Raw genomic sequence first — 25922 nt, forward strand, 5'->3', positions numbered from 1 at the left:
AAATGAATGGTAAAGCATTGGTTTCTATAGCTTTATGTACCTACAATGGAGAAGCTTACTTAATAGAACAGCTTGATTCTATTGTAAATCAAAGCTACCCGGCAATTGAACTGATAGCCGTTGACGATTGTTCCTCAGATAATACCTTAAAAATTCTGGAAGAATATGCTGCTAAATACCCCTACATTCAAGTTTTTGTGAATTCGGAAAACCTCGGTTATATCAGAAATTTTGAAAAGGCACTCCTGCTGTGTAATGGCGATTTTATTGCTTTATCAGATCAGGATGATATCTGGGATTTAAAAAAGATAGAAAAGCAGGTTAAGGCCATTGGAAATCATTTACTGATTTATCATGATTCCGAATTCGTAGACCAGAATGGTCAATCTTTGCACAGGAATATGTCGGATATTATGAATTTGTATCGGGGCAATCAACCCGAGGCCTTTTTGTTCTTTAACTGCATTTCAGGACATTCAGTGTTAATGAAAAAAGAGCTTAAAGATGAGCTCTTACCTTTCCCCAATGCTTATTTTCATGATTGGTGGATGGGATACGTTGCTACAAATCTGGGCAGCATAGATTTCATTAGTGAAAGCCTTGTCAAATACCGGCAGCATCAGAAAGCTGACACGAATATTTTAAAACGGAAAAGGGATAATACGCTTAGAAATCCACTTACTGCCGCAATGAAGTATGAGCGGAAAATGCTCTGGATCAAGTCCTGCCTTGAATATCCAAAGAATAAAAATCCCGAATTTATACAAAATCTCTATGCTGAATTTCAAAAGAATAAAGAGGAATATATTTCATTCGGACTGGCGAAGCTGATCCATAAGAATCGCGGGATACTATTCAGCATTAACAAAAAAAGTGCTTTCAGTAAACTAAATTTTGCTCTGAAAGAATTGTGGGGAGGAAAAATCAGAAGAATCTTTTCAGATTAGTTCAGGCTTGCTTTTCTTTATAGCAGAACACATTAATGGCCATATCAAAGCTCTCGCAAATGAGTCTGGTATCTACAAATGGGCGTTTTCGGGTAGCTGATTCCTTGACATAATAATGGAAACCTAAACTTTCAACCAGTGCAAGAAGCTCATGCAGGGTTTGCTTTGAATTCACATTATTATGGTATTCGAAAAAGATATGCTTTGCATTCTGCAAACTTGTTCCGCAATATTTCAAAACAGTATCCTCAGCTCCTTCAATATCAATTTTTAGAAAATCGACATCCTCTGTCAGGTAATCGAGTAAAGGAACAGCTTCAATAAGTTTGGGCTCCTGCCGGGAGTATTCATTATTTACTCTGCCACCCATGCCACCATCGGTAAAGAACTTTAAGGTTTCTTTTTGTGTCCAAACCGCCTTTTGATGAAGTGTCACATTTTTCAATCCAAAGGTCTCAACATTCTCTTTCAAAATCGCGAAAATATCTGCGTCAGGTTCAAATGCAATAATATGATGATCAGGATAATTGAGTGAAAAATATAAAACACTCAGGCCCATATTTGCACCACAATCGAGAATAATCCCTGAGCCGGCACTGGGTTCGAACCGATAAATTTCCGTCTCGAAAAGTTCAATATAGGATTCCGAAAAACTTGGTCCGTGATGAAATTTAAAAGGTTTATCGAATACATGAGCATATCCAACAGTGAAGTGTTTATAATCGGCAATCCGACCTAATTCCAGCTTAATATCGCCCGAATTAAGCCTCATTTGTATGCGTCTTTTAAGTCTTCTGAATTCTTTTCTTAAACCCACACCTGTCAGATTTATAGGTATTAAACATCAATCAGCCAAAACAAAAAAAGCGACCAAATAGATCGCTTTTAATATTATTTGTTCAGATTATAATTTCCTTTTCACTTCTACCTGCTCGTATGATTCAACGATATCACCTACTTCAATATTATTGAAGTTCTGAATATTTAAACCACACTCATAACCGGTAGCAACTTCTTTCACATCATCTTTGAAACGCTTCAATGAGGCAAGCTCACCGGTATAAACAACTACACCATCACGTATGATACGAATTTTGCTGTTCCTGGTAATCTTTCCGTCCAGTACCATACACCCTGCAATTGTACCCACTTTACTGATCTTAAATACCTCACGAATTTCAACGTTTGAAGTAATTTTCTCTTCAAATTCAGGATCCAGCATACCTTCCATCGCGGCTTTCACCTCATTGATGGCATCGTAGATGATTGAATAAAGACGGATATCGATCTGTTCTGCTTCAGCCAGTTTACGTGCACTTGCAGAAGGGCGAACCTGGAAACCAATGATGATCGCATCGGAAGCCGAAGCTAATAATACATCTGATTCAGATATCTGACCCACAGATTTATGTATGATATTCACCTGGATCTGTTCAGTAGACAGTTTCAGTAGGGAATCGGATAACGCTTCAATTGAACCGTCCACGTCACCCTTAACGATCACGTTCAGCTCTTTGAAGTTTCCGATCGCCAAACGACGTCCGATCTCATCCAATGTGATATGTTTTTGAGTACGTAATCCCTGCTCACGTTGTAACTGCAATCTCTTATTGGCAACCTGACGGGCTTCAACTTCACTTTCCATCACGTTAAACTTATCACCTGAGGTTGGTGCGCCCTGCATACCCAATACCTGCACAGGTGTTGATGGTCCGGCATGATCTAGCTTAACTCCACGCTCATTATGTAATGCTTTAACCTTCCCACTGTATCCACCGGCAAGTATCGCATCCCCAACCCGTAATGTTCCAGCCTGGATCAGAACAGTAGTAACAATACCACGGCCTTTATCCAATGCAGCTTCGATAACTGTACCTATTGCGCGTTTATTAGGATTAGCTGTTAATTCAAGCATATCCGCCTCAAGGCACACCTTTTCAAGTAAAAGATCGATACCTGCTCCGGTTTTACCTGAAATTTCCTGACTCTGATATTTTCCACCCCAATCTTCAACCAGAATGTTCATTGCAGAAAGCTGTTCACGAACTTTATCAGCATTTGCACCCGGCTTGTCAACCTTACTGAAGGCAAATACAATCGGCACATTTGCAGCCTGTGCATGATTAATAGCTTCACGCGTTTGAGGCATCACACTATCATCAGCAGCAATTACAATAATTGCAATATCGGTAACATTGGCACCCCTGGCACGCATGGCCGTAAAGGCTTCGTGACCCGGAGTATCCAGGAAAGTTATTTTACGCTCATTTTCAAGAGTTACCTCATAAGCACCTATGTGCTGGGTTATTCCTCCTGCTTCTCCTGCAATAACGTTGGTCTTACGAACAAAGTCAAGCAACGAGGTCTTACCATGATCCACGTGACCCATTACGGTTACGATCGGAGCTCTTGGTAATTGATCCTCAGGACTGTCGGATTCTTCAAGTAAACCAATTTCTTCATCTTCAGGTTTCACAAACTCAACTTCATAACCGAATTCATCCGCTACGATTGTCAGAGTTTCAGCATCAAGTCTTTGGTTGATCGATACAAACATTCCCAAACTCATACAGGTTGATATAACCTGAGTAACAGGAACATCAAGCATTAGTGCGAGCTCATTTGCAGTAACAAATTCAGTAACCTTAATGGTTTTGGACTGCATTTCTGCTTCCAATGCTGCATCTTCAGCAGTCTGAGCAACATCATCACGCTTCTGACGGCGTAATTTTGCACGCTGTGCAAATTTTCCTGATTTACCTGCACCACTTAAACGTGCAAGTGTTGCTTTGATCTGATCCTGAATTTCTTTATCTGTTGGTTCAGCTTTTGGAGTATCCGGTGTACGTGGTTTATTCCTGAAATCAGGACGGGCAGCACCACCTGCTGTTCCTCCTCCTTGTCCGGGTCTTGCATTTCTGAAATCAGGACGATTACCCTGATATCCAGCACCGGGTGCAGGACGTGGTGATCCACCGGCTTGCTGACCCTGCTGACCCTGTTGCGTAGGCTGACCGGGTTGTCCCGGAGCATTATCTTTGCGCTTACGTTTACGCTTATGGTCAGCACCAGCAGCACTCGATGAAGAGGCAACCGGCTGCCCACGGCGGGCCGGTGAAACAGGTAACTCAATTCTGCCAATCACATTCGGACCTGAAAGACGTTCTGCTTTGGCCCGAATAACAGTAGCATCAGGATTACTTTCCTGCGTATTTGGTTTATTTTCTTGTTTTTCTTCAACTACCGGTTTAGCAGCCGGAACTTCAGGCTGTTCCTTAATAGTTTCTTTCGGACTTTCAGCAGGTTCTTTAATTTCTGCTGCAGGTGCTGTTTCAACTTTAGGTTCAGCTTTTTCAGGAGCAGGCTGTGGAATTACTTCCGGTTCTTTAACTTTTACAGGCTCCTCAACTTTAGCAGCCGGGGCTGATACAACAACGGGCTTTTCAGGTTCCGGACTTTTCTTATCCGGGCGGGTTTTGGAATTCAGGTCATCTAAATTGATCTTTCCGACCACTTTAACACCCGGCAAAGCACCTTCTTCTGATTTAGGCTCAGTAGCTACAGGCTCCTGAGATTCAGCTTTTGGCTTCTCAACTGCAGGAGGAGTAAATGGATTGACATTCTTGATCAGAATCTCTTCCTGTTCAAAATCCTTTGAACGCTGTGGCTCAGTCTTTTCGTTAGTTACAGGAATATCATCGCGACGAATCTTGCCAATAACAATTTGTTTAGCTTCTTCTTTTACGATCTTATCACCCTGAAACTCCTTAAGAAGAACATCGTACATCTCATCGGTGAGTTTGGTATTGGGTCTGGCCTCAACTTTGTGACCTTTTTTCCCTAAAAACTCCACCGCAGTGTTCAGGCCGATATTCAGCTCTTTCGCAGCTTTAAGTAAATTTGTGCTTTTACCTTCTGACATTTATTATTTTAACCTCGCTATTTTTGTACAAAAGTACGTTTTTTATATGTTATATGCTTTGAGGATTGGGCTTTTTCTTAAGCCCGCAATTTTTCAAAGAGCTGCAATCGAATAAATTATTCGAATTCTGACTTTAGGATCTCAATCACATCTTTCACTGTAGTGTCTTCCAGGTCAGTACGTTTAACTAATTCATCTACAGATAAACTTAAAATAGATTTCGCTGTATCTAAACCAACACGTTTGAATTCGTCAATTATCCAGCCCTCAATTTCATCTGAGAATTCCTCAATATCAACATCCTCATCATCTTCATGCGCTTCACGGTATACATCAATTTCGTATCCTGTAAGCTTTCCTGCCAACTTAATATTGTGACCGCCACGGCCAATTGCCAACGAAACCTGATCAGGTTTTAGATAAACTGCCGCTCTCTTTTCTTCGTCATCAAGTTTGATGCTTGTAATTTTCGCCGGGCTTAATGCTCTTTGAATATACAATGAAATATTATTTGTAAAGTTAATTACATCGATATTTTCATTCTTCAATTCCCGAACAATACCATGAATACGTGATCCTTTCATACCCACACAAGCTCCAACCGGATCAATCCTGTCGTCATAAGACTCTACCGCAACTTTAGCCCTTTCTCCTGGTTCACGAACAATTTTCTTGATAGTAATCAAGCCATCAAAAATCTCCGGAACTTCCATCTCAAACAAACGTTGCAGGAACTCCGGTGCAGTACGGGAAATGATGATCTTAGGGTTACCATTCAGCATTTCTACTTTCTCAATGATGGCGCGTACAGAATCTCCTTTTTTGAAATAGTCGGCAGGAATTTGCTCTGTTTTAGGCAATAAAAGCTCATTCCCTTCGTCGTCGAGTACTAAAGTCTCTTTTTTCCAAACCTGGTATACTTCTCCGGTTACAATCTCACCAACACGGTCTTTGTATTTCTTAAAAATTTCGTCTTTCTCAAGTTCCAGAATCTTGGAAACAAGGGTTTGACGTGCTGCCAGAATCGCCCTTCGGCCAAAACTTTCGAGGGTAATCTGTTCAATAAAATCATCCCCAACCTCAAGATCAGGATCAATTCCCTTTGCTTCGGCAAGTTCGATCTCCAGATCATCATCTTCCGAGAAACCATCTTCCATTACTGTTCTTGTACGCCAGATCTCCAAATCCCCGTTATCCGGGTTGACGATCACATCACAATTTTCGTCTGTGCCATACCTCTTCCGCAACATACTGCGAAAAACCTCTTCCAACACACTGATAACCGTAGGCCGGTCAATATTCTTGAAGTCTTTAAACTCCTGGAATGAATCGATTAAATTAATATTGCTCATTTTTTATTGAATTTGTCAGTCCGGGACTGACGTTATTTAAAACTCACTAAAACTATCGTTTCTGATATATCTTCAAATTTTATAAAGTTCTCAAGCAAAACTGCTTTTTTACCCTTTTCCTTAACACTCTCCTGTATAGTTATTCCTGAATCATCTGCACTCATCAATTTACCTTCCCTGATATTGCCGTCTTTGAGTTTAACCTTTAATAAACGGCTAATATTTTTCTGGAACTGGCGCAATGATTTTAGAGGGGTATCTATTCCCGGTGAGGAAACTTCCAGTCTGTATGCTTGTTCAATAGCATTTTCCTCTTCAAGATGGAAACCCACATGCCGGCTTATTGCAACACAATCACTGATTGCAACACCATTGTCTCCATCAACTAAAATAGACAAAATTCCGCTACCATGCATCTGAACGTCCACCAGAAACAAATCCGGACGGTCAGCAATCTTTTCTTCAACTAACTCAATTACACGTTTTTCTATATTCATGATTGACCTTTTTTTAATTCCCTTGAAAAACAGGTTGGTAAAAAAAGAGCCCCGAAATTGTCGGGGCTCTTCTCAGATCGATGCAAATATAAAAAAACTATCCGTCATTGCAAATACCTGATTTCAATACATTTATAAGACTTAATTTTTTGAAAGACTGAATTTATATTCTGTAAACCCGTCTGAAATAAACAGTTCTCTTGTTTCAATCAGATCCTCGGCATCCTGAAGCAATAGTTTTGTATAACACCGGGCAAAATATAATCGGTTCTCTTTGAAATTATCCTTTGGTTTAAACCGAACTCTTTCCCCCTCAATGGTATAGATACCCCCCAAAGCCGGCTGAAAATCTCTCATTTCGGGATCTATTGGTTCTTCATAAACTGCAAAAAAATTAGTCCAGAGCGAATCAGGGAGAGAATCAGTCCTTAATTCCTCTAAAACAGGACTTGCTAAACCAATTAATTCTATCGAGCTGCTGTCGGGATTAAGCCTGATTATTAGTTTATTTTGGGTACTTTCCTGAACTATTTCCTGTTTACAGGAATTAAATAAAATCAAAAAAATTACCGAAATATGGAATAGATTCTTCAATTTCATCGTTATTAAATTAAAAAACTAAAAAATATGAGGCTGATCATTGAAATTCTATTAATGGGTGCAGCTGTCGCCATTGCTGCTTACCTGCTTCCGGGAGTTGATGTTGAAAATTTCTGGAGTGCCATTATTGCAGGGATACTTATTGCTCTTGCAAACGCAACCATCGGCACAATTCTCCGTATTCTAACCTTTCCGATCAATTTTCTTACGCTGGGTTTGGTTTCTTTCATTATTACCGTTCTCATGGTACTATTAGTCGACAACCTGATGGAAACCTTTAATACCAGCGGGTTTTTCTCTGCCGTGCTTTTTGCAATTGTACTTGCTCTGATCAATATGATATTTTCGGCATTTCATTCAGAGAAGTCCGCTTAGATATAATCCCGATCACTGTTTTCCCTTGTTATGGAATTGTATGTTATTATTCTTTCAAAGCCTCAGTTACCCTGATTACCAGAAGAGACTTGTCTTTCGCTGCCTGAGCAAATACCTCTTTGTTATCTGCCATCCGGTAATGTTTCCCGAGTTTTTCGATAGCCGCAGCCCTTACTTGTGAAACCTGATCATGAAGAGCCATTTCTTTCAATGTTTCATGAACGGCTTTACGCTCATCATCCGACAGATTTTCAATAACAGATAAGGCCGTATGACGAACAAGCCAGCTCTTATCTTTCAGCGCTGAAACCACTGTATTTCTCGCTGCAGCTTCTTCCTTCATATCCTTCAGTTTCATTATTGCTTCAATCCTGTCCATAAATAATGGTGCATGTTGATATTGAAAAATATACTCCTGGATATTTTTTACTTCGGTTTTTTCAGCAAGAACATACTTTTCAGCATCAACATTCACAAGATCCGGAGGGTTTGCTGAGGGGAAAATGAACGATTGATTTTGCCTTTCAAGGATAATTTCTTTACGCTCAACCTTCGATCCAGAATAAATGTCTATAGCCATTGGAATTCGGTAAAGAGGTGTTTCTGATAGATTCTGATCCTGGGTAATATTAACACTAATCTCTCTTTTCACCGGATCATAAGAATTCTGAATACTTAAAACCGGATGTCCTGAAGCAAGGAACCATTGATTGAAAAACCAATTTAAGTCCATGCCGGTAATTTCCTCAAAGACAAGCCTGAGGTCATGAATTTCAGCCGTTTTATAGGAATGCTTCTTCAGATAAAGCTTTAAAGATTCAAAAAATGCCTCATCTCCGACCGTCTTTCTAAGCATATGCAGTATCCGTCCACCTTTATGATAACTGATCTCATCAAACATTTGCTCTCTATCGGCATAATCAAAACGGATCACATCCGGTTCTGATTTTCGTTTATTTCCGATATAAACCGACATATCCTCCAGACCTTTCAAATCAGCCTGATCCCTGCCATATTTATATTCTTCCCATAGATATTCTCCGTAGGTGGCAAAAGATTCATTCAGAGGCAGATTAGCCCATGATTCGGCTGTAACCAGGTTCCCAAACCATTGATGAAATAGCTCATGAGCTATGATATCTTCGTGATTTTCATCCAGATACTGACCCGCTGACATATTCATACCCTCGAAAAATACAGACGCAGTAGTATTTTCCATAGCCCCGCTCACAAAATCACGTACAACGATCTGTGAGTATTTATCCCATGGATATTCAATTCCGAATTTATTTGAGAAAAACTCCATCATCTCAGGGGTTTTTCCAAATACCAGCTTTGCGGTAGAAGCGTAAGCGGGTTCGGTATAATAACTAACCTCCTTACCCCGCCATTTATCCTTAGTAATTGTAAAATCTCCGACTGCCAGCATGGTCAAATAAGTAGAGTGCTGCTGCTCCTGTCTCCAGCTGTCTGTCCGGGTACCATCCCCATTCATGCTCGAAAATTCCAGCGTACCATTCGAAAGGCTGACAAACTCATTTGGCACTGTAATATTAAGTTCCTGAGTCATTTTCTCCTGAGTGCCATTTATGGTTGGAAACCAGTTCGAATTACATTCTGTTTCACCTTGTGTCCAGATCTGTCTCGGTTTCCCTTTATCCTTTCCGTCTCTATTTATAAAATAAATACCACGATCACCCGCCGAAGCAATATCCTCACCGATCTTTAATTTATTGGGCATTGCTACATAATCAATAAATACAGTGTATTTCTGATCTCTGGTGTATATCTTATCAAGACTGATCCTTAGTAGTTTGCCATCGTAAGTATATCGCAGTGGCTTTTTATCATAGCTGTTAACCAATGAAACGGAGTTAAAACGAAAGCCATTGGCATTCAATACCAGCTGATCAGAAGGGTAGAAATAAGGTTTAGCAAGAATTGTAGCCTTTCCAATTACGTAGGCGCTATCCCAATCAAAACTAAGATCAAGCCGGATATTTAATATATCTGTATTCTTAGTATAGCTTCCCCTGTAAACCACTGAGCCCTTTGAATTTTCAACAACCGTAACCGGATCAAGATTTACCATTCTTGGTGCAGAACAAGCCAGCAGAAATATTGAGACCAGGATAGGGTAGCAGAAGATAAATTTTGTTTTCATAAGAAAAATTTGTTTTTTAAGTCCCGTGCAAGCGGGACTCCATATGCTTTTCAGGCAGGTACTTTCCTGCAAATGGAGCTTTATTTTCTATTGTTCAAGCAGCAGATTATCAATTGTTTTTTCGAATTCCTTTTTAAAATTCGCATAATGAACTCCAGTTCCGGGTCCGCTGAAACCGGTATGAACCTTTCTGACTTTGCCTTTCTTATCAATAATAATCAAAGTTGGAAAACCCATAAAACTCTTTAACATTGGCAGACTTTTCGCCACTTCGGCTTTATCATTTATATAGCCTGTAATTAACATATCATATGGAACGGCAAACCTTTCGCGTAAACGTAAAATATTTCGCTTTGACCGTTCATAATCAGCAGTACGTTCATAAGCCAAAGCAACGATTTCAAGCCCCTTGCGCTGATACTTTTTGTAAAATGGAACCAGATAGGCAGTTTCATCCATACAATTTGGACACCAGGATCCAAAAAACTGTACCAAAACAATTTTATTCTTAAATTTTGAATCAGATAGGGACACATTCTTACGATTCAGATCAGGAAAAGAAAAATCTATTTTATCAAATCCATCTTTCAAAGCTGTTATTGAATAGGCATCAGGCAGGATAGCCTTTTCATCCCGCTTAGCGGTCCAGGTCTGAACAGAAGAAAGTCCGGAATAGAAATTTCCATCAACTATTGTATTGTTGTCCAGTATTTTGCCTGTAAACAGAAAGGCATGACTACCATCGAAACAGGAAAGATAAATGTTATCGTCTGAAACAGTTCCCTCCAGAAAACGGTAATCCCCTGTACTGGTTAAAAAAGTGCCTAGAAGGCGGCCATTCTGCTGGGTAAATTCTCCAATGGCAGGAATTGATTTACCCGTCTTTGTGTCCTCAAAGTTAACAGACCAACGACCAGACATAACAAATTCAGGTTTGGTATTCGCCTTGAAAAAACGCCATGAATAACCATTTTTGGCCTCAATCATCATTACTTCGCTACTATCTGCAAATTGTTTAATCCATTGTCCGTTCAGAGACCCATTCTTGATTTTTGCCCTGATCTCAGAATCAAAAAGAGGCATTTGAATAAATATGGAATCTGATACCGTTGAAATTTCATTAACCCTGAACCTTTCGTCCCCGTTTATAACATCAAGAAATTTCTTACCAGCCGAATCGATTACTTCAAAGTTAAAAGGTATTTCGGCCCCTGAAGATGTCTTGAGCGTAGCACGCCATATACCTTTATCCAGTTGATTATCCGAATTACCCTGGCATGCATATAAACTGCTGAGTAGAAAAAGGAAAGTTATAATTTTGAAGCAATGTTTCATAGAATGAGCCTGGCTGTCTATTTCAAAATCTCACGCGCAATCACAATGCGCTGAATCTCAGATGTTCCTTCATAGATCTGGGTTATCTTTGCATCGCGCATCAAACGTTCAACATGGAATTCTTTGACAAATCCATAACCCCCATGTATCTGAACTGCTTCAACAGTAGTTTTCATCGCTACCTGCGAGGCAAAGAGTTTAGCCATAGAGCTAGCCTGAGCATATGGAAGTCCCTGATCTTTTAACCAGGCAGCTTTTAAGCAGAGCATTCTGGCAGCTTCAATTTCGGTAGCCATATCTGCGAGCTTAAACTGAATTGCCTGATGACCGGATATTGGTTTTCCAAATGCCCTGCGTTCCTGAGAGTATTGCAGAGCCAGTTCATAAGCACCTGAAGCAATCCCCAATGCCTGAGAAGCAATCCCTATACGTCCTCCATCCAGTGTTTTCATAGCAAATGAGAATCCAAAACCCTCCTCACCAATTCGATTCTCTTTGGGTACTTTTACATCGGTAAACATCAATGAATGCGTATCCGATCCACGTATTCCAAGTTTATTTTCTTTCGGACCTATTGTAAAACCCTCCATACCTTTCTCAACGATTAGTGCATTTATTCCCTTATGTCTTTGTGCAGGATTGGTTTGGGCAATGACAAGATAGGTAGAGGCATTTCCACCATTAGTGATCCAATTTTTAGTTCCATTGAGGAGGTAATGATCGCCCATATCGATCGCACTGGTTTGCTGTGAGGTGGCATCAGAGCCGGCTTCAGGTTCAGAAAGACAAAAAGCACCCAATTTTTCGCCTGCTGCCAGTGGTTTAAGATATTTTTCCTTTTGAAAGTCAGAACCATATTTCTCAAGGCCGAAGCAAACCAATGAGTTATTTACCGAAACCACCACTGAGGCCGATGCATCAATTTTTGATAGCTCTTCCATAGCGAGTACATACGAAATGGTATCAAGTCCTGATCCATTATACTTTGGATCAACCATCATCCCGAGAAAACCAAGTTCTCCCAGTTTTTTGATCTGCTCATGTGGAAATTTTTGATGCTCGTCCCGTTCTATTACACCGGGCTTCAATTCACTATTGGCAAAATCCCTGGCTGCCTGCTGAATCATCAGCTGCTCCTCCGTAAATTCGAAAAACATAATAATTGGTTTATTGCCCAAAATTAATGTTTCGGGCTTGATTAGTATTTGCTCCTTTGCAAATATTAAGAAATATTTCCGTTAGTTATACGGAGGATTGTGGAATCTGCTGTAAAAACTTATCTATGACAAATACCTGATTGATAATTTCAGGAATTGGATCTGATTTTTTTCTCAATAAGGGTTGTAGAATAACCGCTAAGATATTCGATGGTCTTTACTTCTCCACCGTATTGCAATACCAGATCGGCACCAACAATCTGCTCAATGGAATAATCAGCCCCCTTAACCAGAATGTCTGGCCTCACCAATTCAATCAGATGAAGTGGTGTAGGCTCATCAAAGATTACAACAGCATCCACAAAGGAAAATGAAGCAAGCATTACCGAACGGGAAAGCTGATCTATAATTGGCCGGCCCGGACCTTTCAATGCTGATGCAGATTCATCAGAATTTAAGCCAATCACTAATTTATCTCCCATGTCAGCAGCCTTCGACAGATAATCAATATGCCCTAAATGAAGTAAATCAAAGCAACCATTGGTAAACACTAATTTTTTTCCGAGTAGACGCCATACATTCAGCGCAGACTTTATCTGCCCTGTAGTATAAATCTTACTTTTAATATTATCCAGTCTGCTCATTTTGCTTTTTACCAGTTGATTGCTTCAGGAACAAAATTAAACTTAATGAACCAATAATAAGAACAATTAATGTTTGGGTTGTATGAACCAGTAATGCATAGGAAAGGCCATCAATTTTGGATATTCCATATATGGTCAAACCCTCCGAAACCATCCAGTGAAAGGCACCTATCCCTCCCTGAACTGGCGCAATCATTGCAAGACTTCCAAAAACCAGGGTAGAAAGTGCTGCACCCGGGCCGAGAGAAGAAGTAGCGCTCAGAGCAAAAAAACACAAGTAAGATGAAAGCCCGTAAAGCAACCAGATGAACACCGAACTTAGTACAAATGCGGTCTTATTGTCCAGATTTTTAACTGAAAGTATTCCGGTTTTCATTCCTGAAAAAAATTTTAAAATACGATTGGAAATCCCCCATTTTTTCCTTTTCATCAGGATAAGAAAGAAGATAATAATCATTATCAACAGGAAAAATGCAAAGATCAGCAAGGTAATATCTCCACTTCTACCGCTCAATTTAATGAGGACATGCTCGTACAAAAAGCCGGATAACAATTTGAATTCTAACATTATAGCCATTGCAAATACGATTCCCAGCATCAGCAAATCAACCATACGCTCAGCAATTACAGTCCCCAATAGCTTAATTACAGGGATTTTGTCCGATTTATTTATCACGCTGCATCTTGCGAGCTCCCCCATGCGTGGAAATGCCAGATTAGCAAGATATCCCATGATTACTGCATGAAAAGTGTTTAGCATAGAAGGCGTGCCATGCCCAAGCGAGCCAATCATTAAATTCCATCTGTATGCTCTCATGACATGTGCAAGCAAACTCGCGATAACGGAAAGGAAAACCCAGCCAAAATCTGCCTTCTTCAGATCAGAAAGCATTTTATTAAGATCCTGCCCTTTGAAAGCTAAATATAAAAGCAATACACCGATGATCAGGAATACCAGGTATCTGATAAATGTGACGAGCGAAATTCTCAATATAAATTTTCTTTATTCAGGTACATATTATCTATAATCCTGATTTTACCTATTCTGGCAGCTACCAAAGCGATCATTGTTGCCGCCCTTTTAGAAGTAACTGGCTCAAATGTGCGAGCATTAAAAATTTCGAAATATTCAGTCTCAATTCCAGGACATGATTCAAGAAAGGTATTAACCTTTTTCTTAATCTGCTTAAGCGGTTCTGTTTTGAATAATTCCTGTGCCAATGTGAGCGATTTGTGTAAAGCAAGGGCCTGCATTCTTTCCCCGGGTAAGAGGTAAACATTACGGGAACTCATTGCAAGGCCATCATCTTCCCTGATAATCGGGCAAATAACCAGTTTCACTCTGATCTTTAATTTTTTGACCATATGTGCAATCACCATTATCTGCTGATAGTCCTTCTGCCCAAAAAATGCATAATCAGGCTTCACGGTATCAAAAAGCTTCTTTACGATTTGAGTTACCCCCTGATAATGACCCGGTCTGATCTTTCCTTCAAGGATCTTATCCAGATTACCCAGCTCGATTTTCCAGAATTCTGAACTATTATACATCTCATCCACTTCAGGAAGAAATAAAACATCGCATTTAAATTCTCTTAATTTTTTGAGATCTTCTTCTATTGGTCTTGGATAATTTTCGAGATCTTTTTTATCATTAAACTGTGTTGGATTTACAAAAATGCTGCAAACCACAACATCTGTCTTCCTGCGAGCCGTCTCTATCAAGGACAGGTGACCAGCATGCAAAGCACCCATGGTCGGGACAAATCCAATGGACTTGCCTGCTGAACGTAAATCATCCAGATAGTGATGAATGGCTTCTCTGTTGTTGAAGATTTTCAAATTAAAATTTGATTTTAATGGGCTCAAAAATGGTTAAATACTTAAACAGAACCAAAACAACTTGCGTAATTCGTTGATATTTCATAAGATAATGATTACCTTTGCTCTTCGAAAACTTTTCTTAAACTCAAATTAATCAAACCGGAGATGGCAAAAACGAAGATTCTTTTTATTACGCATGAGATGTCGCCTTTCCTTGAACTTACCAAAATTTCTGAGATTACCCGTCACTTACCTCAGGCTATGCAGGACAAAGGATTTGAAATCCGCATTCTGATGCCACGTTTTGGAAATATTAATGAGCGCCGCAACAGACTACATGAAGTAATACGACTTTCGGGCATGAACATCATTATAAATGATAATGATAACCCCCTAATTATTAAGGTTGCTTCAATCCCTTCTGCCAGAATGCAGGTATATTTCCTTGATAATGAAGAATACTTTCAGAGAAAGCATGTATTTACTGATAACAACAATAAATTCTATGCCGACAATGACGAAAGAACCATATTCTTCTGTAAAGGAGCGCTTGAAACCGTTAAAAAACTAGGCTGGTCTCCAGATGTCGTACACTGTCATGGATGGATGAGTGCCCTTGTTCCTGCTTATTTGAAGACTTTGTATAAAGACGACCCTACTTTTAAGAATTCAAAAGTGGTTTATTCTTTATATGAGGATAATTTTGACACCTCTTTAAGTGCAGAATTTGCTACAAAAGCAATCATGAACGGAATGAATGCTGAGCATACTGAAATGTATTCTGATGCTACCAACACCGCCTTGAACCTGGGAGCAATCTCTTATTCTGATGCAGTGGTTTGTGCCTGCGAAAATATCAATGAAGAAGTGTTAAAGTTTGTTAAAAAATCTAATAAACCGCTTTTGGAATTCAATTCCACTTCAGATTACGAAAATTATTATAACCTTTACGAAGAAATTGCTAGCGAAGAATTAGTGTCATTAGCCTAAGCGTAAAAAGCAGAGCTCCAGGAACAATGAGGGGTAGTAATAAAATAGCAAAGAACCTGCAAGCTTTTAAAAATTAATGTAATACGGATGAAATTATACAAACTGGACTTATTAACGCTGTTGATAAGTCTTTTTATTTTAAGCAGCTGTCAGAATACAGATTCTATAGGCCTTGATGTTGACCCGGCTACCGAAGTTACCGGTAGCTTTACAGATACAATTACTGTTATCTCATCCACCGTTAAGGAAGACACCATGGTTACCAATACCCTGCAGAAATATCCGCTTGGATATTTGGTTGATCCAATTTTTGGAAAAACTACAGCTAATATTGCAATGTCGCTGACACTTGATCCTCCCGGGCTTACTTTCGGAACCACTCCAACACTTGATTCAGCAGTTCTGGTACTTTATTATGCCAAGGATTTTTATGGTGACAGTACATCAAATTTTCAGGTTGATGTTCATCAGCTTAATAATGCTTTGAGTACTTCAGTCCAATACTTCAATACACAGCCTCAAAGCTATGGATCAACGGTACTCGGCAGTAAAAAACTTAGATTTAGTGTTAAAGACAGTGTCAGAATTACAGAACTTGTAACGGGTAAACCCGATAAACAGGTGACCAGAGCACCTCAGATGAGGATACCAATCAATTCAAGCTTTGTTACAGCTAACTTTCTGAAAGCAAGCAGCACTACTTTAAGCAGCAATGAATTGTTGAATAAGGCAATCAAGGGATTCTATCTCACTATTAACAAGGCTCAGAGTACCGGACCGGGAGGTGTTGCCTTCTTTAACCTGACGGACTCCAGCAGGTTGGAAATTTATTATAAAAGTCAGAATGGTGCTTTGATTGATACTACTTTGCACAAATTCCCTATTGTGAATAATTCAGTGCCGGTAATTGCCGACTTTAAACATGATTATACCGGGACGGCTATTCCCGCTAATTTGAATAGTACCACTCAGCAAAATTTTACCTATGTACAGGGTTTAGCTGGCTTGCGAACAAAAATTCGCTTTCCTTATATCGAAAAGTTAAAGAACCTTGGAAATATTACCATTAATAAAGCTGAACTGATCGTCTCAGTTGTAGGTGGAACAGATGCATTTAAACCCGCATCACGACTAATCATGTACCGCACGGATATTGCAAGTCAAAGACAATTTATACCCGACTTCAGTACCGAACCTGCATTTTCATTAACTGATCTCGACTTCGGTGGCTTTTACGACTCAAGCAAAAAGCACTACAGGTTTCAGATCACAAGCTATGTTCAGGATATCATAAAAGGTAAACTGAAGCAATACGACACCTATATTGCACCAGTAAACTTAGAATACAATCGTTCAGCAGGTCCGGTAGTATCCGGAAGTACAGCTGGTGGTGCAGTGATCGGCAGCGGGAAATCCGGTGTCAGCTATCAAATGAAGCTTAGAATAATTTATAGTAAGATAAATTAAACTGGCTATATAAAAGTTAGGACAAATTTTTTGTTTTAGCGAAGTCTATATATGTCGATTTTCTTGAATTCAAAATATCAATACAAGAGCGTAAGCTAAACTTTGTCACAAGTTTAACAATCAGGAACATTTGATTTTGATATAACTATTATTACATTTATTCGTTATAAAGCATAAAGTTTAACATACGAAATACATGCCAAACAGACACTTTCACAAAAAAATTCAAGCTGGCAACGAACTACATGATATTAATGTTCCCGTATTAATGTGGGTCGAAGACGAAATCCATTTTTACTTTTCACCTGCTTTGGATCTTTCAGGGTATGGCGAAACAGATATTGAAGCAGAGAAATCTTTTGAGTATAACTTAGAAGAATTTGTGAAATATACTGCCCATAAAAAGGTGTTACAGGAAGAGTTAACCAGACTTGGATGGAAAGTAAATGTCAAAAAAAAGAAATTTGCAGCACCAGAAAAAGAATTTTTAGAGAATACAAACGAGTCATATCGTGAAATCATTAATAAGCCCGGAGTTGTTACTTTAGCGTTCTAGCGAACAGCCCCGTCCAATGAGCACACGTCACCTAAAAAACATATCTATATCACAATTCGAGGCATTTTTGGAATTAGCAGGTTGTAAGTTTATAAAAAACGAAAAGGGGCATTGCAAATATTTCAGAGCGGATCTTACCCGACCCATTAATTTCAAAATCACATTAATCCAATTCCAGAATTTATCATTAAAAACGCACTTCGTCCTTTAGGCTATTCAAAAGATGACTTTTTCGATATTCTTGAGTGTAAAAAAGAGGTCCTACGAAATGGAGAAATTTTTAGATTGAAAGAAGTTAAATAAATAGCATTTCGCCTCTCTTTGGAGGCTTTTTTATGCCTAACTTTATTTCAACTTATATATAATTATCTTAATTAAAGTTCCAATAAGCCTTTACTTTTAACCAACAAATCGTTAGTTTCGACACTTTAATTCATAATTATGTGTGGAATAGTTGGTTATATAGGGTACCGTGAGGCCTGGCCTATTATCATCAAGGGCTTACAACGCCTTGAATACAGGGGATACGACAGTGCCGGAGTGGCACTCATGAACGGTCATCTGAGCATTTATAAAAAGGCAGGGAAAGTAAGTGACCTAAAGCAATCAGTTGAGGGAGAAAACCTGAGCGGTACTCTTGGCATGGGGCATACCCGCTGGGCCACACATGGTGAACCTTCAGACCGCAATTCACATCCCCATACCTCCGGAGATGACCGCCTGGCAATTATCCATAATGGCATTATAGAAAACTATTCAAGCCTGAAAGAGGCATTGTTATCCAGAGGCCATATTTTCAAAAGTGATACAGATACTGAAGTTCTGATTCACCTTATTGAAGACATCCAATTGCAAACAGGTCTTGATATCAGAGAAGCAGTCAGAATTGCGCTTGATAAAGTGATTGGCGCATACGCCATCGTGATCATGGATAAGGATGAACCTAATGAACTAATCGCTGCCCGTAAGGGTAGTCCGATGGTGCTGGGAGTTGGCGATGGTGAATATTTTATTGCCTCTGATGCTTCCCCGATAATAGAATACACTAAAAATGTAATTTACCTGAATGATAATGAAATCGCTTTTATCAAACGGGATGAAATACTGATTAAGAATATTGACAATACTATTCAAATCCCTTACGTCCAGGAGCTGGAATTAAAGCTTGAGATGCTTGAAAAGGGTGGATTTGACCATTTCATGCTCAAAGAGATCTTTGAACAGCCAAGGTCGATAAAAGACTGTATGAGGGGCCGTATCTATCCGGATGAGGGTTATGTTCAATTGGGGGGCATCAAAGAATACGCAGAAAAACTAAAAAATATTGACCGCATCGTGATCGTCGCCTGCGGAACCTCCTGGCATGCTGGTCTGGTAGGAGAATACCTGATAGAAGAATATTCCCGTATCCCTGTTGAGGTTGAATACGCATCAGAATTCAGGTATCGCAATCCGATAATCTCAGAAAAAGATATTGTAATTGCAATCTCTCAATCAGGAGAAACTGCCGATACAATGGCTGCAATTGAACTTGCAAAATCAAAAGGGGCTACTATTTTTGGAATTTGTAATGTTGTTGGAGCTTCCATACCCCGACTGAGTCATGCCGGTGTATACACCCATGCCGGACCTGAAATAGGAGTTGCCTCAACCAAAGCATTTACAGCACAGGTAACTGTTCTTACGCTAATGGCCTTGTATATGGCACAGCAAAGAGGTAAGATCACACAAAGCAAAATGGTTCATCTGCTTACCGAACTTGACAATATTCCGGCACTAGTTGAAAAATGCCTTCTTTCAAATGATAGCATAAAAAACATCTCCGAAGCCTTCAAGGATGCAAGTAACTTTTTGTTTCTAGGCAGAGGGAGTGGTTTTCCGGTTGCGCTTGAAGGTGCCCTTAAGTTAAAGGAGATCTCTTATATTCATGCAGAAGGCTATCCAGCCGCTGAAATGAAACATGGACCTATCGCCCTGATAGATGAAGAAATGCCGGTGGTATTCATTGCCACAAAAAACTCTTCTTACGAAAAAGTAATCAGTAACATACAAGAGGTTAAAGCCAGAAAAGGCAGGGTCATTGCCATTGTTACCGAGGGGGATGTTGTAGTTAGAAATATGGCTGATTTCACCATAGAAATACCTGATGCTGACGAAATATTCCTGCCGCTTCTTGCTACGATCCCATTACAGCTTTTATCATACCATATCGCCGTATTGAGGGGTTGTAATGTTGATCAGCCAAGAAACTTGGCAAAATCGGTCACGGTGGAATAAACATTTTTGAGCAACATCAATGTCAATTGAGTAGAAAATGCGCTTTTTAGTAAATGGATTTGGCGTTTTCTACTCTCAGTAGTACAGAAACTGGCATTTTATTTCTTATTCTCCATTTCCCCCACCCCAAAGCTAACAGGGCTATTTTGGATTATTTTTACATTGCTATGATAAATTATAAACATATATTAAAAATCAGGCATCATGACCAGCAGAATTCCATTTGTAATAGCCATACTCACGCTGATCTGCGGAGTATTTATTTCCATTATTTTCGGAGCCAATGAAGACTTTTTTAAAGACAAAATCAAGGAAGGCTTAAGCAAAAATGAAAAGATCAATCTTATTCAGGATGCTGCAGAAAAGGATGCTTTTTTAAAGGCAGAGAGTGAAAAAAACTGGTGATATTATCAAAGATTTCACTTTCACGCAACAGGAATTGGAGCAATGGTAATGGGCGTGCTGCTTTTCATATCATTTTTATCTGCTCCTCAGGGAATAAAAAATATTACCTCCTATGCTACTGCAATTGGCGGATTTCTTTACCCTTTTATCTGGCTTTTTGCTGCAATATATGGCCCTGAGCTGGGTAGAGAGATTGCCAAGGAAAAATATGCCGTTTTCGGATACATGGGCGGCTTATTTTTACTGGGCTTATTTTTGAGTCTTTTTATGGCGCTTAAATATTCATTTAAAAGCAGTAAATAATTTCTAATAAATAGTTCAATTCAATTTTAAGAAAGTGCTGCATTTGCAACTCTCATACTATTTCCTGAAAGTATCTTTTGAATATCATCATCTGAATAACCCATTTGAACCATTCCTACGGTAAATAGGGGCCAATTGGTCCAGGCCAAGCTTTGAATCATGTCTGAGCTTTCCTTGAAATCATCAGGCGGCCAAAGTGCTTCCCAGCGAGTTCTCTCAGGATTTCGTGCAGAAATCTTCCTGCTTTCCTCATTTGAAAATTGAGATCTGTAGGCCACATCAGTTCCAATAGCAACATGATCAGCTCCAAACTTTTTTACTACATAATCAATATGCTTCATCATCATTGCGATATCACCACTACCCCCAAGAAACCTTGGTATGCAACAAATTCCTATATAGCCGCCGGTGTCGGCAATTCTACGAATCACAGTATCCGGTTTCGAACGAATATGCTTATTGATGGAAGCTACTGTAGTATGACTGGCTACCATGGGTTTCTCTGAAACCTGAGCTGCCTCCAAGCTTGTCTGCCAGCCGGAATGAGCAATATCCACAATCACACCTACACGATTCATTTCCTTGACTACCTCCCGTCCGAAATCACTCAATCCCCCATTAGCTTTTTCTGCACAGCCATCACCAATTACATTTCTTCGATTATAAGTAAGGTGCATCATTCTAATCCCCAAATGGAAGAATACGCTGATATATCTTAATTCATCTTCTACCGAAATCCAATCCTGTGGTAAAGGAACGCCATTACCGGTGAAATATAGCGCATGTCGATTTTCTTTTTTAGCCCGTAGAATGTCTTCCGGCTTTACAGCTTTACTTACAAAATCACTCATCATATCAGTAGAATAAGTAAAGTTAGCTAAGCGCTTAAGCAGTCGACTAATCCCATTCCCCTCTTCACCGGTATTCTGTACCACACAAGTTACCCCGGAAGCCTTCCAAGCATTTTCTAATTCCTCCCTTTCTCTTTTATCGATGACAAAACGAGTCATAGACTGACTTTCCATCATGTCTTGTAGTTCCAACTGAGATGCTTTGGAATCGATTGCCGAATTTATCGATGAAGCATTAGGTGCAGCCGATGGCATGAATCCATAGCAATCAATGACCAGAGAATTTCTGTGTAATTCCAGGCCCCGTTCAAGCTGTTTCTGACTGGGTTTAAGGATTCTTTTTGCTATTTCAAAATTCTGTTTTATCTGTTCATTTATGGCATACCTTGAATGATCAAGACTTAAAGATGATTGAAAATTAGGTTTAGGAAATTCTTTGGCTTGAGCAAAACCTCCAAAAATACCATCACCTGCTATAGCTAAACCGGCCATGCCAGAAAGCTTTAGGAAATCTCTGCGCTTATTTTTCATTAGAATATATTGTTTTTAAATGGCGATGAAGCTTGTATTAACCATTATTATTTTATCTCATGAGCTCAAGCCCATGCAGGTCTCGTAAAAACTGTTTTTAATTTGAAAAACCTTCTACATAAATTCAAAATGGTATCCTAAAACAACTAATCCCGCATATGCGAGGTTATTGAATATAACGCTAAAGCTTAATATCTTGAAGCAAAATCTGCAGCATAGGTATTAATCTGGGCATCACTTAAATGTGTACCTGAGCCAATTAGGATACGGTATCTTAAAACTAAGGTGCCCCCTACCGGAATACTATAATTTAACTCTTCCTTTTTATTGGTAAAATCTTTTACACCGAAGGGATTTGCAGCAAATAGGCCATAGCCCCGTGCATGCCAATAAGTAGGATAACTCAGGTTTTTGGGATGATCACATATAACAATTGATACTTTTTCATCCCCGATATTGCCGTAAAGATCCATCCATTTAGCACGTTTACCCCAAACTCCTTCACCTTCATCGCCCTCACTGCTTCTGTAATTTCCTGTTGGGACATCATTCTCCATCTTCTTTATTGCAGTAGGATTACCTTGTGCATCCGTCAATTTAAGGTCTTCTTTTGAAGGAAGTTCAAGCTGTCTGGCTACGCGGATTCCAAAACTGCCCTCTTTCGTATCTTTCATACTTACTGCTCCATTACTTGCTTTTAAAGTAACAATACGGTCGATGATTTGGATAGAACCCTGATCTATAAAATGAAATTCAGTGTTTTCTGCCAGTAATTCTTTCCCATTTGGATCAATCCAACTTGACTTGGTAATCAATAAACCTTCTCCCTTACCGCCCGAAAGTTTTTGAATTCCTAAATGCTTTATCTGACCACCATTAATACTCCGTTTCCCTTCATGTCCATTACCCCAAAAATCATAGCCATTGACATTCCCATAATTAAACCAGTTTCCGGCATGATGGATATGATCACGGCGCTCACCTTCCCTTGGTTCGATTGGAAAGCCACGGGTAATAGGATTCCCAGAGACAGTTAACACCGGATAGAGTATAGGTTTATATACAGTATCCAACCACTGATAAGAGGTGAATAGTTTCCCTCCAATCAAAACATCAACCCTTTTATCAGCGTCGCGTTTAACAAATTTTACCATTGAAGCCTTGCTGTTTGAAGTCTTATTCTGTGCATATAAAGCACTGGAACTTGCTAAAACAATTGCAATTAGCAGTTTAGAAGTTAATTTCATCTTTGTTTTAATTCTAACCCTTTAAATAATATAATCTTAAGAAACTTAAACTTTGGATGGCACCACATAAGGACTCCTATACTTACGGGTCAGCATCGCATCAGCAGCAGAATCATTAATACACTTTTCAGAATTACCTATAAACCTGATCTCGCGCCCAAGGCGATAAGATATATTTGCCAAAAACGGTACGGCAGATGAATAATGCCCATTTAATATATCGCAATGCAATGTTTCATTATTACCCGACTTAATTGCATCAAGAAAATTGACAAAATGTTCCGAGTTGCTAGAACCTGTTAGGGTTTCTGAAGCATTGGCTTGTATAACTTTTGATCCTGCAAAAGGCTCTGATTCTTTATTCCTGTATGCTCTCCAGGTACTCCCATCAATCTCAAGATAGCCTTCACTACCATAAAAAATATTACCAATTTTAATTCCAAGACCGGATTCACTATTAGAATATCGTCCCCTGGTTTCAAACTCCAGAATTTTACCATCATTATATTTGGCAATAGTAAGCTGCGTATTTGGAGTTTCTTGCTCACATTGAGTACGATCAATTCCATAAATTCCCCCGGAAGAGTATACTGATACAGGATGCTCATTTTTATTTAGTCCCCAGCGAGCTATATCAAATTGGTGTGGACCTTGATTTCCGGTATCCCCATTTCCAGTATCCCAGAACCAATGCCAATTGTAATGACCACGTTTTTCATTATATGGGCGGTAAGGTGCGGGACCTAACCATCGGTCATAGTGAAGGCTGGCGGGCGGGGTGCTGTCTTTGGCAATACCAAAAGAATCTCTGGGTTTAATGCAAAGGCCACGAGCCATAAAAACCTCACCAATTCCACCACCATGAAGGAATTTCATCGCTTCCATCACATTAGGAATTGAGCGGTTCTGAAAACCAACTTGAATACGCTTATTATACTTTCGGGAAGCTTCAATCATCTTTCTGCCTTCCCAAATATTATGAGATGCAGGTTTTTCAACATATACATGCTTACCGGCTTGACAGGCCCAGATAGTTCCGAGAGCATGCCAATGATTCGGAGTAGCAAAGGATACTATATCAATTTCTTTATCGTCCAGAACTTTGCGCATATCCCATTCTGTTGAAGGTTTTATGCCTGTTTTATCGAAGACTGTTTTTGATCGAGGATCAAAAAATTGTTCATCTGTATCGCAAAGTGTTTTTAGGCGTACATTATGACTTTCCTTCAATTCACACCAAGCATCAATATGAGATACTCCACGCCCTCTTATTCCAATTACTGCCACATTAATACGGTCGTTAGCCCCTAAAATTGATCCATAGGATTTAGCACTGAAACCCATGCCTCCAATTGCTAGTCCGGCACCCCCAATGAGGCTTTTTTTAATAAAATCTCTTCTTTGAGTCATTTTTATAAAAATTTAATTTGTTATAATTCCAATCAAGGAAATTACTAAATGACCTGGTGTGGTATTTGAAATATCAAGGAAAGCCAAGGCCAGACATTAATTTCATTTAAGCATCATTTCGTTTTGATATTAGCCACCAGATTTTTAAAAACAACCATTTGCTCCTTCATTGCTTTTATCTTATCAAGCGGAGTAGAACTGGCTTCAAGAAGTATCCAACCATTAAAATCAATACCTGCAAATAGATTAAAAAGCTGCTGATAAGGATAGTCGTTTTGGGTCAGTTCACGAACATGAACTGTATCCCCAATCCACTGCTTTACCAGATTAAAATTGCTTTCAAGACCGGGCGAGTTTAGGTCAACATTATTACTATTCCAGCAGATTTTAACATTCGGATTTGTTACCTCATCAAAAATGGCTTTCATATTGGGTAATTCCTGTGTAATTGGGCCATGTGCTTCAACCCTAATCAACATACCGTAATCATTGGCAAATTTTCCAACTTCATTCAATGAATTAGCAATTTGCGATATAGTTTGTTCTCTGGGAACATTGGCAGGAAGAGTATTTGGTTTTACTTTGATGCCGCTGGCTCCAATATCTCTGCATAGCTTGATATAATCCTTTGTCTGCTCGATGTTATTACGGAGTATAGCCCGATCCGGACTATGATATTCAAAGTTCGAACCGTATCCTACACAAGTTACCGAACTGTCGGCGAACCTACTCTTCACTTCGGCTCTTTGCGAAGTATTAAGGCTGATCTCAACCCCATGTGCATGTTGGGTACGAAGTTCAACCGCTTCAAAACCGGTCTTCTCACAATTAGAAATAATAAGAGGTAAATCCCAGTCCTTTCCCCATTGATAGGTAACCAAGCCGAATTTCATAGCTGACTTTTTGATATTTATTGTTGGATCAAAAATCTGGGGAGTAATGGAGTCAGCAATTGAAGCATAAGATCTGGAACCAGCAATTGCAAGTCCGGCAGAGCATATCAGGCTCCTTTTTATAAAATCTCTACGAGCTGTCATTTAATTAGTATTTGAAAAACAATAGATTTTA

At 39.4% G+C, this 25922-nt stretch carries 23 protein-coding genes; 8 read left to right on the forward strand and 15 right to left on the reverse strand.

Annotated features, from left to right (window positions below):
- The first annotated feature begins 2 nt into the window (after window positions 1-2).
- Entirely contained in the window at window positions 3-947 is a 945-nt protein-coding gene (locus tag Q8M41_RS16515; RefSeq protein WP_305366398.1) for a glycosyltransferase family 2 protein, read from the forward strand.
- Window position 948: 1 nt separating this feature from the next.
- Here the strand turns inward: Q8M41_RS16515 and Q8M41_RS16520 are convergent, their stop codons facing one another.
- From Q8M41_RS16520 to Q8M41_RS16540, 5 genes are all read right to left on the reverse strand, one after another.
- On the reverse strand, window positions 949-1764 hold the full coding sequence (locus Q8M41_RS16520; protein ID WP_305366399.1) for an FkbM family methyltransferase: 816 nt from the start codon (window positions 1762-1764) through the stop codon (window positions 949-951).
- Window positions 1765-1851: 87 nt separating this feature from the next.
- On the reverse strand, window positions 1852-4869 hold the full coding sequence (infB, locus tag Q8M41_RS16525; protein ID WP_305366400.1) for a translation initiation factor IF-2: 3018 nt from the start codon (window positions 4867-4869) through the stop codon (window positions 1852-1854).
- Between the two features lie 116 nt (window positions 4870-4985).
- Window positions 4986-6221: a transcription termination factor NusA gene (gene nusA / locus Q8M41_RS16530; protein WP_305366401.1), complete on the reverse strand. Its 1236-nt coding sequence runs from the start codon at window positions 6219-6221 to the stop codon at window positions 4986-4988.
- A 32-nt stretch (window positions 6222-6253) separates the two neighbouring features.
- On the reverse strand, window positions 6254-6718 hold the full coding sequence (rimP, locus tag Q8M41_RS16535) for a ribosome assembly cofactor RimP (protein ID WP_305366402.1): 465 nt from the start codon (window positions 6716-6718) through the stop codon (window positions 6254-6256).
- A 141-nt stretch (window positions 6719-6859) separates the two neighbouring features.
- A complete protein-coding gene (locus Q8M41_RS16540) occupies window positions 6860-7318 on the reverse strand; it encodes a hypothetical protein (protein WP_305366403.1) in 459 nt (152 codons plus the stop codon).
- Window positions 7319-7345: 27 nt separating this feature from the next.
- Between Q8M41_RS16540 and Q8M41_RS16545 the strand changes: the two genes are divergently transcribed.
- A complete protein-coding gene (locus tag Q8M41_RS16545) occupies window positions 7346-7693 on the forward strand; it encodes a phage holin family protein (RefSeq protein WP_305366404.1) in 348 nt (115 codons plus the stop codon).
- Window positions 7694-7739: 46 nt separating this feature from the next.
- Here Q8M41_RS16545 and Q8M41_RS16550 read toward each other — a convergent pair whose 3' ends face one another.
- The 6 genes from Q8M41_RS16550 to panC all read right to left on the reverse strand — a co-directional run bounded on the left by Q8M41_RS16550 (window position 7740) and on the right by panC (window position 14835).
- Entirely contained in the window at window positions 7740-9857 is a 2118-nt protein-coding gene (locus Q8M41_RS16550) for a M1 family metallopeptidase (protein ID WP_305366405.1), read from the reverse strand.
- Between the two features lie 87 nt (window positions 9858-9944).
- Entirely contained in the window at window positions 9945-11192 is a 1248-nt protein-coding gene (locus Q8M41_RS16555; protein WP_305366406.1) for a TlpA disulfide reductase family protein, read from the reverse strand.
- A 17-nt stretch (window positions 11193-11209) separates the two neighbouring features.
- A complete protein-coding gene (locus Q8M41_RS16560) occupies window positions 11210-12349 on the reverse strand; it encodes an acyl-CoA dehydrogenase (protein WP_305366407.1) in 1140 nt (379 codons plus the stop codon).
- A gap of 149 nt (window positions 12350-12498) precedes the next feature.
- Complete coding sequence (rfaE2, locus tag Q8M41_RS16565) at window positions 12499-12993, reverse strand: D-glycero-beta-D-manno-heptose 1-phosphate adenylyltransferase (RefSeq protein ID WP_305366408.1); 495 nt, start codon at window positions 12991-12993, stop codon at window positions 12499-12501.
- Complete coding sequence (locus Q8M41_RS16570) at window positions 12977-13984, reverse strand: lysylphosphatidylglycerol synthase transmembrane domain-containing protein (RefSeq protein WP_305366409.1); 1008 nt, start codon at window positions 13982-13984, stop codon at window positions 12977-12979. The genes rfaE2 and Q8M41_RS16570 overlap by 17 nt, the downstream gene beginning before the upstream one ends.
- Window positions 13981-14835 carry a pantoate--beta-alanine ligase gene (panC, locus tag Q8M41_RS16575; protein WP_305366410.1) on the reverse strand — a complete coding sequence of 285 codons (855 nt, stop codon included), beginning with the start codon at window positions 14833-14835 and terminating at the stop codon, window positions 13981-13983. Before panC ends, Q8M41_RS16570 begins: the two co-directional genes overlap by 4 nt.
- Window positions 14836-14982: 147 nt before the next feature.
- On the opposite strand from panC, the gene Q8M41_RS16580 reads away from it, so the two are divergent.
- The 6 genes from Q8M41_RS16580 to Q8M41_RS16605 all read left to right on the forward strand — a co-directional run bounded on the left by Q8M41_RS16580 (window position 14983) and on the right by Q8M41_RS16605 (window position 20815).
- Window positions 14983-15807 (forward strand): glycogen/starch synthase, encoded by an 825-nt coding sequence (locus Q8M41_RS16580; RefSeq protein WP_305366411.1) that lies wholly within the window; start codon window positions 14983-14985, stop codon window positions 15805-15807.
- Between the two features lie 87 nt (window positions 15808-15894).
- Window positions 15895-17274, forward strand: coding sequence for a DUF4270 domain-containing protein (locus tag Q8M41_RS16585; protein ID WP_305366412.1), 1380 nt, complete (start codon window positions 15895-15897; stop codon window positions 17272-17274).
- A 196-nt stretch (window positions 17275-17470) separates the two neighbouring features.
- On the forward strand, window positions 17471-17830 hold the full coding sequence (locus Q8M41_RS16590) for a hypothetical protein (protein WP_305366413.1): 360 nt from the start codon (window positions 17471-17473) through the stop codon (window positions 17828-17830).
- 441 nt (window positions 17831-18271) lie between these two features.
- Entirely contained in the window at window positions 18272-20107 is a 1836-nt protein-coding gene (glmS, locus tag Q8M41_RS16595) for a glutamine--fructose-6-phosphate transaminase (isomerizing) (protein WP_305366414.1), read from the forward strand.
- A 204-nt stretch (window positions 20108-20311) separates the two neighbouring features.
- Complete coding sequence (locus tag Q8M41_RS16600; RefSeq protein ID WP_305366415.1) at window positions 20312-20512, forward strand: hypothetical protein; 201 nt, start codon at window positions 20312-20314, stop codon at window positions 20510-20512.
- A 42-nt stretch (window positions 20513-20554) separates the two neighbouring features.
- Window positions 20555-20815 carry a hypothetical protein gene (locus Q8M41_RS16605; protein WP_305366416.1) on the forward strand — a complete coding sequence of 87 codons (261 nt, stop codon included), beginning with the start codon at window positions 20555-20557 and terminating at the stop codon, window positions 20813-20815.
- 26 nt (window positions 20816-20841) lie between these two features.
- On the opposite strand, the gene Q8M41_RS16610 is transcribed toward Q8M41_RS16605, so the two are convergent.
- From Q8M41_RS16610 to Q8M41_RS16625, 4 genes are all read right to left on the reverse strand, one after another.
- Window positions 20842-22197 carry a dipeptidase gene (locus tag Q8M41_RS16610; protein ID WP_305366417.1) on the reverse strand — a complete coding sequence of 452 codons (1356 nt, stop codon included), beginning with the start codon at window positions 22195-22197 and terminating at the stop codon, window positions 20842-20844.
- A 188-nt stretch (window positions 22198-22385) separates the two neighbouring features.
- Entirely contained in the window at window positions 22386-23444 is a 1059-nt protein-coding gene (locus tag Q8M41_RS16615) for a PmoA family protein (RefSeq protein ID WP_305366418.1), read from the reverse strand.
- A 45-nt stretch (window positions 23445-23489) separates the two neighbouring features.
- Complete coding sequence (locus Q8M41_RS16620) at window positions 23490-24854, reverse strand: Gfo/Idh/MocA family protein (protein ID WP_305366419.1); 1365 nt, start codon at window positions 24852-24854, stop codon at window positions 23490-23492.
- Window positions 24855-24967: 113 nt separating this feature from the next.
- Complete coding sequence (locus Q8M41_RS16625) at window positions 24968-25891, reverse strand: sugar phosphate isomerase/epimerase (protein WP_305366420.1); 924 nt, start codon at window positions 25889-25891, stop codon at window positions 24968-24970.
- Window positions 25892-25922 lie beyond the last annotated feature (31 nt).

The organism is Daejeonella sp. (genome assembly GCF_030684675.1).
GTDB lineage: Bacteria > Bacteroidota > Bacteroidia > Sphingobacteriales > Sphingobacteriaceae > Daejeonella.

Excerpts from the sequence above, each read along its gene's own strand:
- Q8M41_RS16515 (WP_305366398.1), top strand. The coding sequence starts at position 3 with ATGAATGGTAAAGCATTGGTTTCTATAGCTTTATGTACCTACAATGGA.
- infB (WP_305366400.1), bottom strand. The coding sequence starts at position 4,869 with ATGTCAGAAGGTAAAAGCACAAATTTACTTAAAGCTGCGAAAGAGCTG.
- nusA (WP_305366401.1), bottom strand. The coding sequence starts at position 6,221 with ATGAGCAATATTAATTTAATCGATTCATTCCAGGAGTTTAAAGACTTC.
- rimP (WP_305366402.1), bottom strand. The coding sequence starts at position 6,718 with ATGAATATAGAAAAACGTGTAATTGAGTTAGTTGAAGAAAAGATTGCT.
- Q8M41_RS16540 (WP_305366403.1), bottom strand. The coding sequence starts at position 7,318 with ATGAAATTGAAGAATCTATTCCATATTTCGGTAATTTTTTTGATTTTA.
- Q8M41_RS16545 (WP_305366404.1), top strand. The coding sequence starts at position 7,346 with ATGAGGCTGATCATTGAAATTCTATTAATGGGTGCAGCTGTCGCCATT.
- Q8M41_RS16550 (WP_305366405.1), bottom strand. The coding sequence starts at position 9,857 with ATGAAAACAAAATTTATCTTCTGCTACCCTATCCTGGTCTCAATATTT.
- Q8M41_RS16555 (WP_305366406.1), bottom strand. The coding sequence starts at position 11,192 with ATGAAACATTGCTTCAAAATTATAACTTTCCTTTTTCTACTCAGCAGT.
- Q8M41_RS16560 (WP_305366407.1), bottom strand. The coding sequence starts at position 12,349 with ATGTTTTTCGAATTTACGGAGGAGCAGCTGATGATTCAGCAGGCAGCC.
- rfaE2 (WP_305366408.1), bottom strand. The coding sequence starts at position 12,993 with ATGAGCAGACTGGATAATATTAAAAGTAAGATTTATACTACAGGGCAG.
- Q8M41_RS16580 (WP_305366411.1), top strand. The coding sequence starts at position 14,983 with ATGGCAAAAACGAAGATTCTTTTTATTACGCATGAGATGTCGCCTTTC.
- Q8M41_RS16585 (WP_305366412.1), top strand. The coding sequence starts at position 15,895 with ATGAAATTATACAAACTGGACTTATTAACGCTGTTGATAAGTCTTTTT.
- Q8M41_RS16590 (WP_305366413.1), top strand. The coding sequence starts at position 17,471 with ATGCCAAACAGACACTTTCACAAAAAAATTCAAGCTGGCAACGAACTA.
- glmS (WP_305366414.1), top strand. The coding sequence starts at position 18,272 with ATGTGTGGAATAGTTGGTTATATAGGGTACCGTGAGGCCTGGCCTATT.
- Q8M41_RS16600 (WP_305366415.1), top strand. The coding sequence starts at position 20,312 with ATGACCAGCAGAATTCCATTTGTAATAGCCATACTCACGCTGATCTGC.
- Q8M41_RS16605 (WP_305366416.1), top strand. The coding sequence starts at position 20,555 with ATGGTAATGGGCGTGCTGCTTTTCATATCATTTTTATCTGCTCCTCAG.
- Q8M41_RS16610 (WP_305366417.1), bottom strand. The coding sequence starts at position 22,197 with ATGAAAAATAAGCGCAGAGATTTCCTAAAGCTTTCTGGCATGGCCGGT.
- Q8M41_RS16615 (WP_305366418.1), bottom strand. The coding sequence starts at position 23,444 with ATGAAATTAACTTCTAAACTGCTAATTGCAATTGTTTTAGCAAGTTCC.
- Q8M41_RS16620 (WP_305366419.1), bottom strand. The coding sequence starts at position 24,854 with ATGACTCAAAGAAGAGATTTTATTAAAAAAAGCCTCATTGGGGGTGCC.
- Q8M41_RS16625 (WP_305366420.1), bottom strand. The coding sequence starts at position 25,891 with ATGACAGCTCGTAGAGATTTTATAAAAAGGAGCCTGATATGCTCTGCC.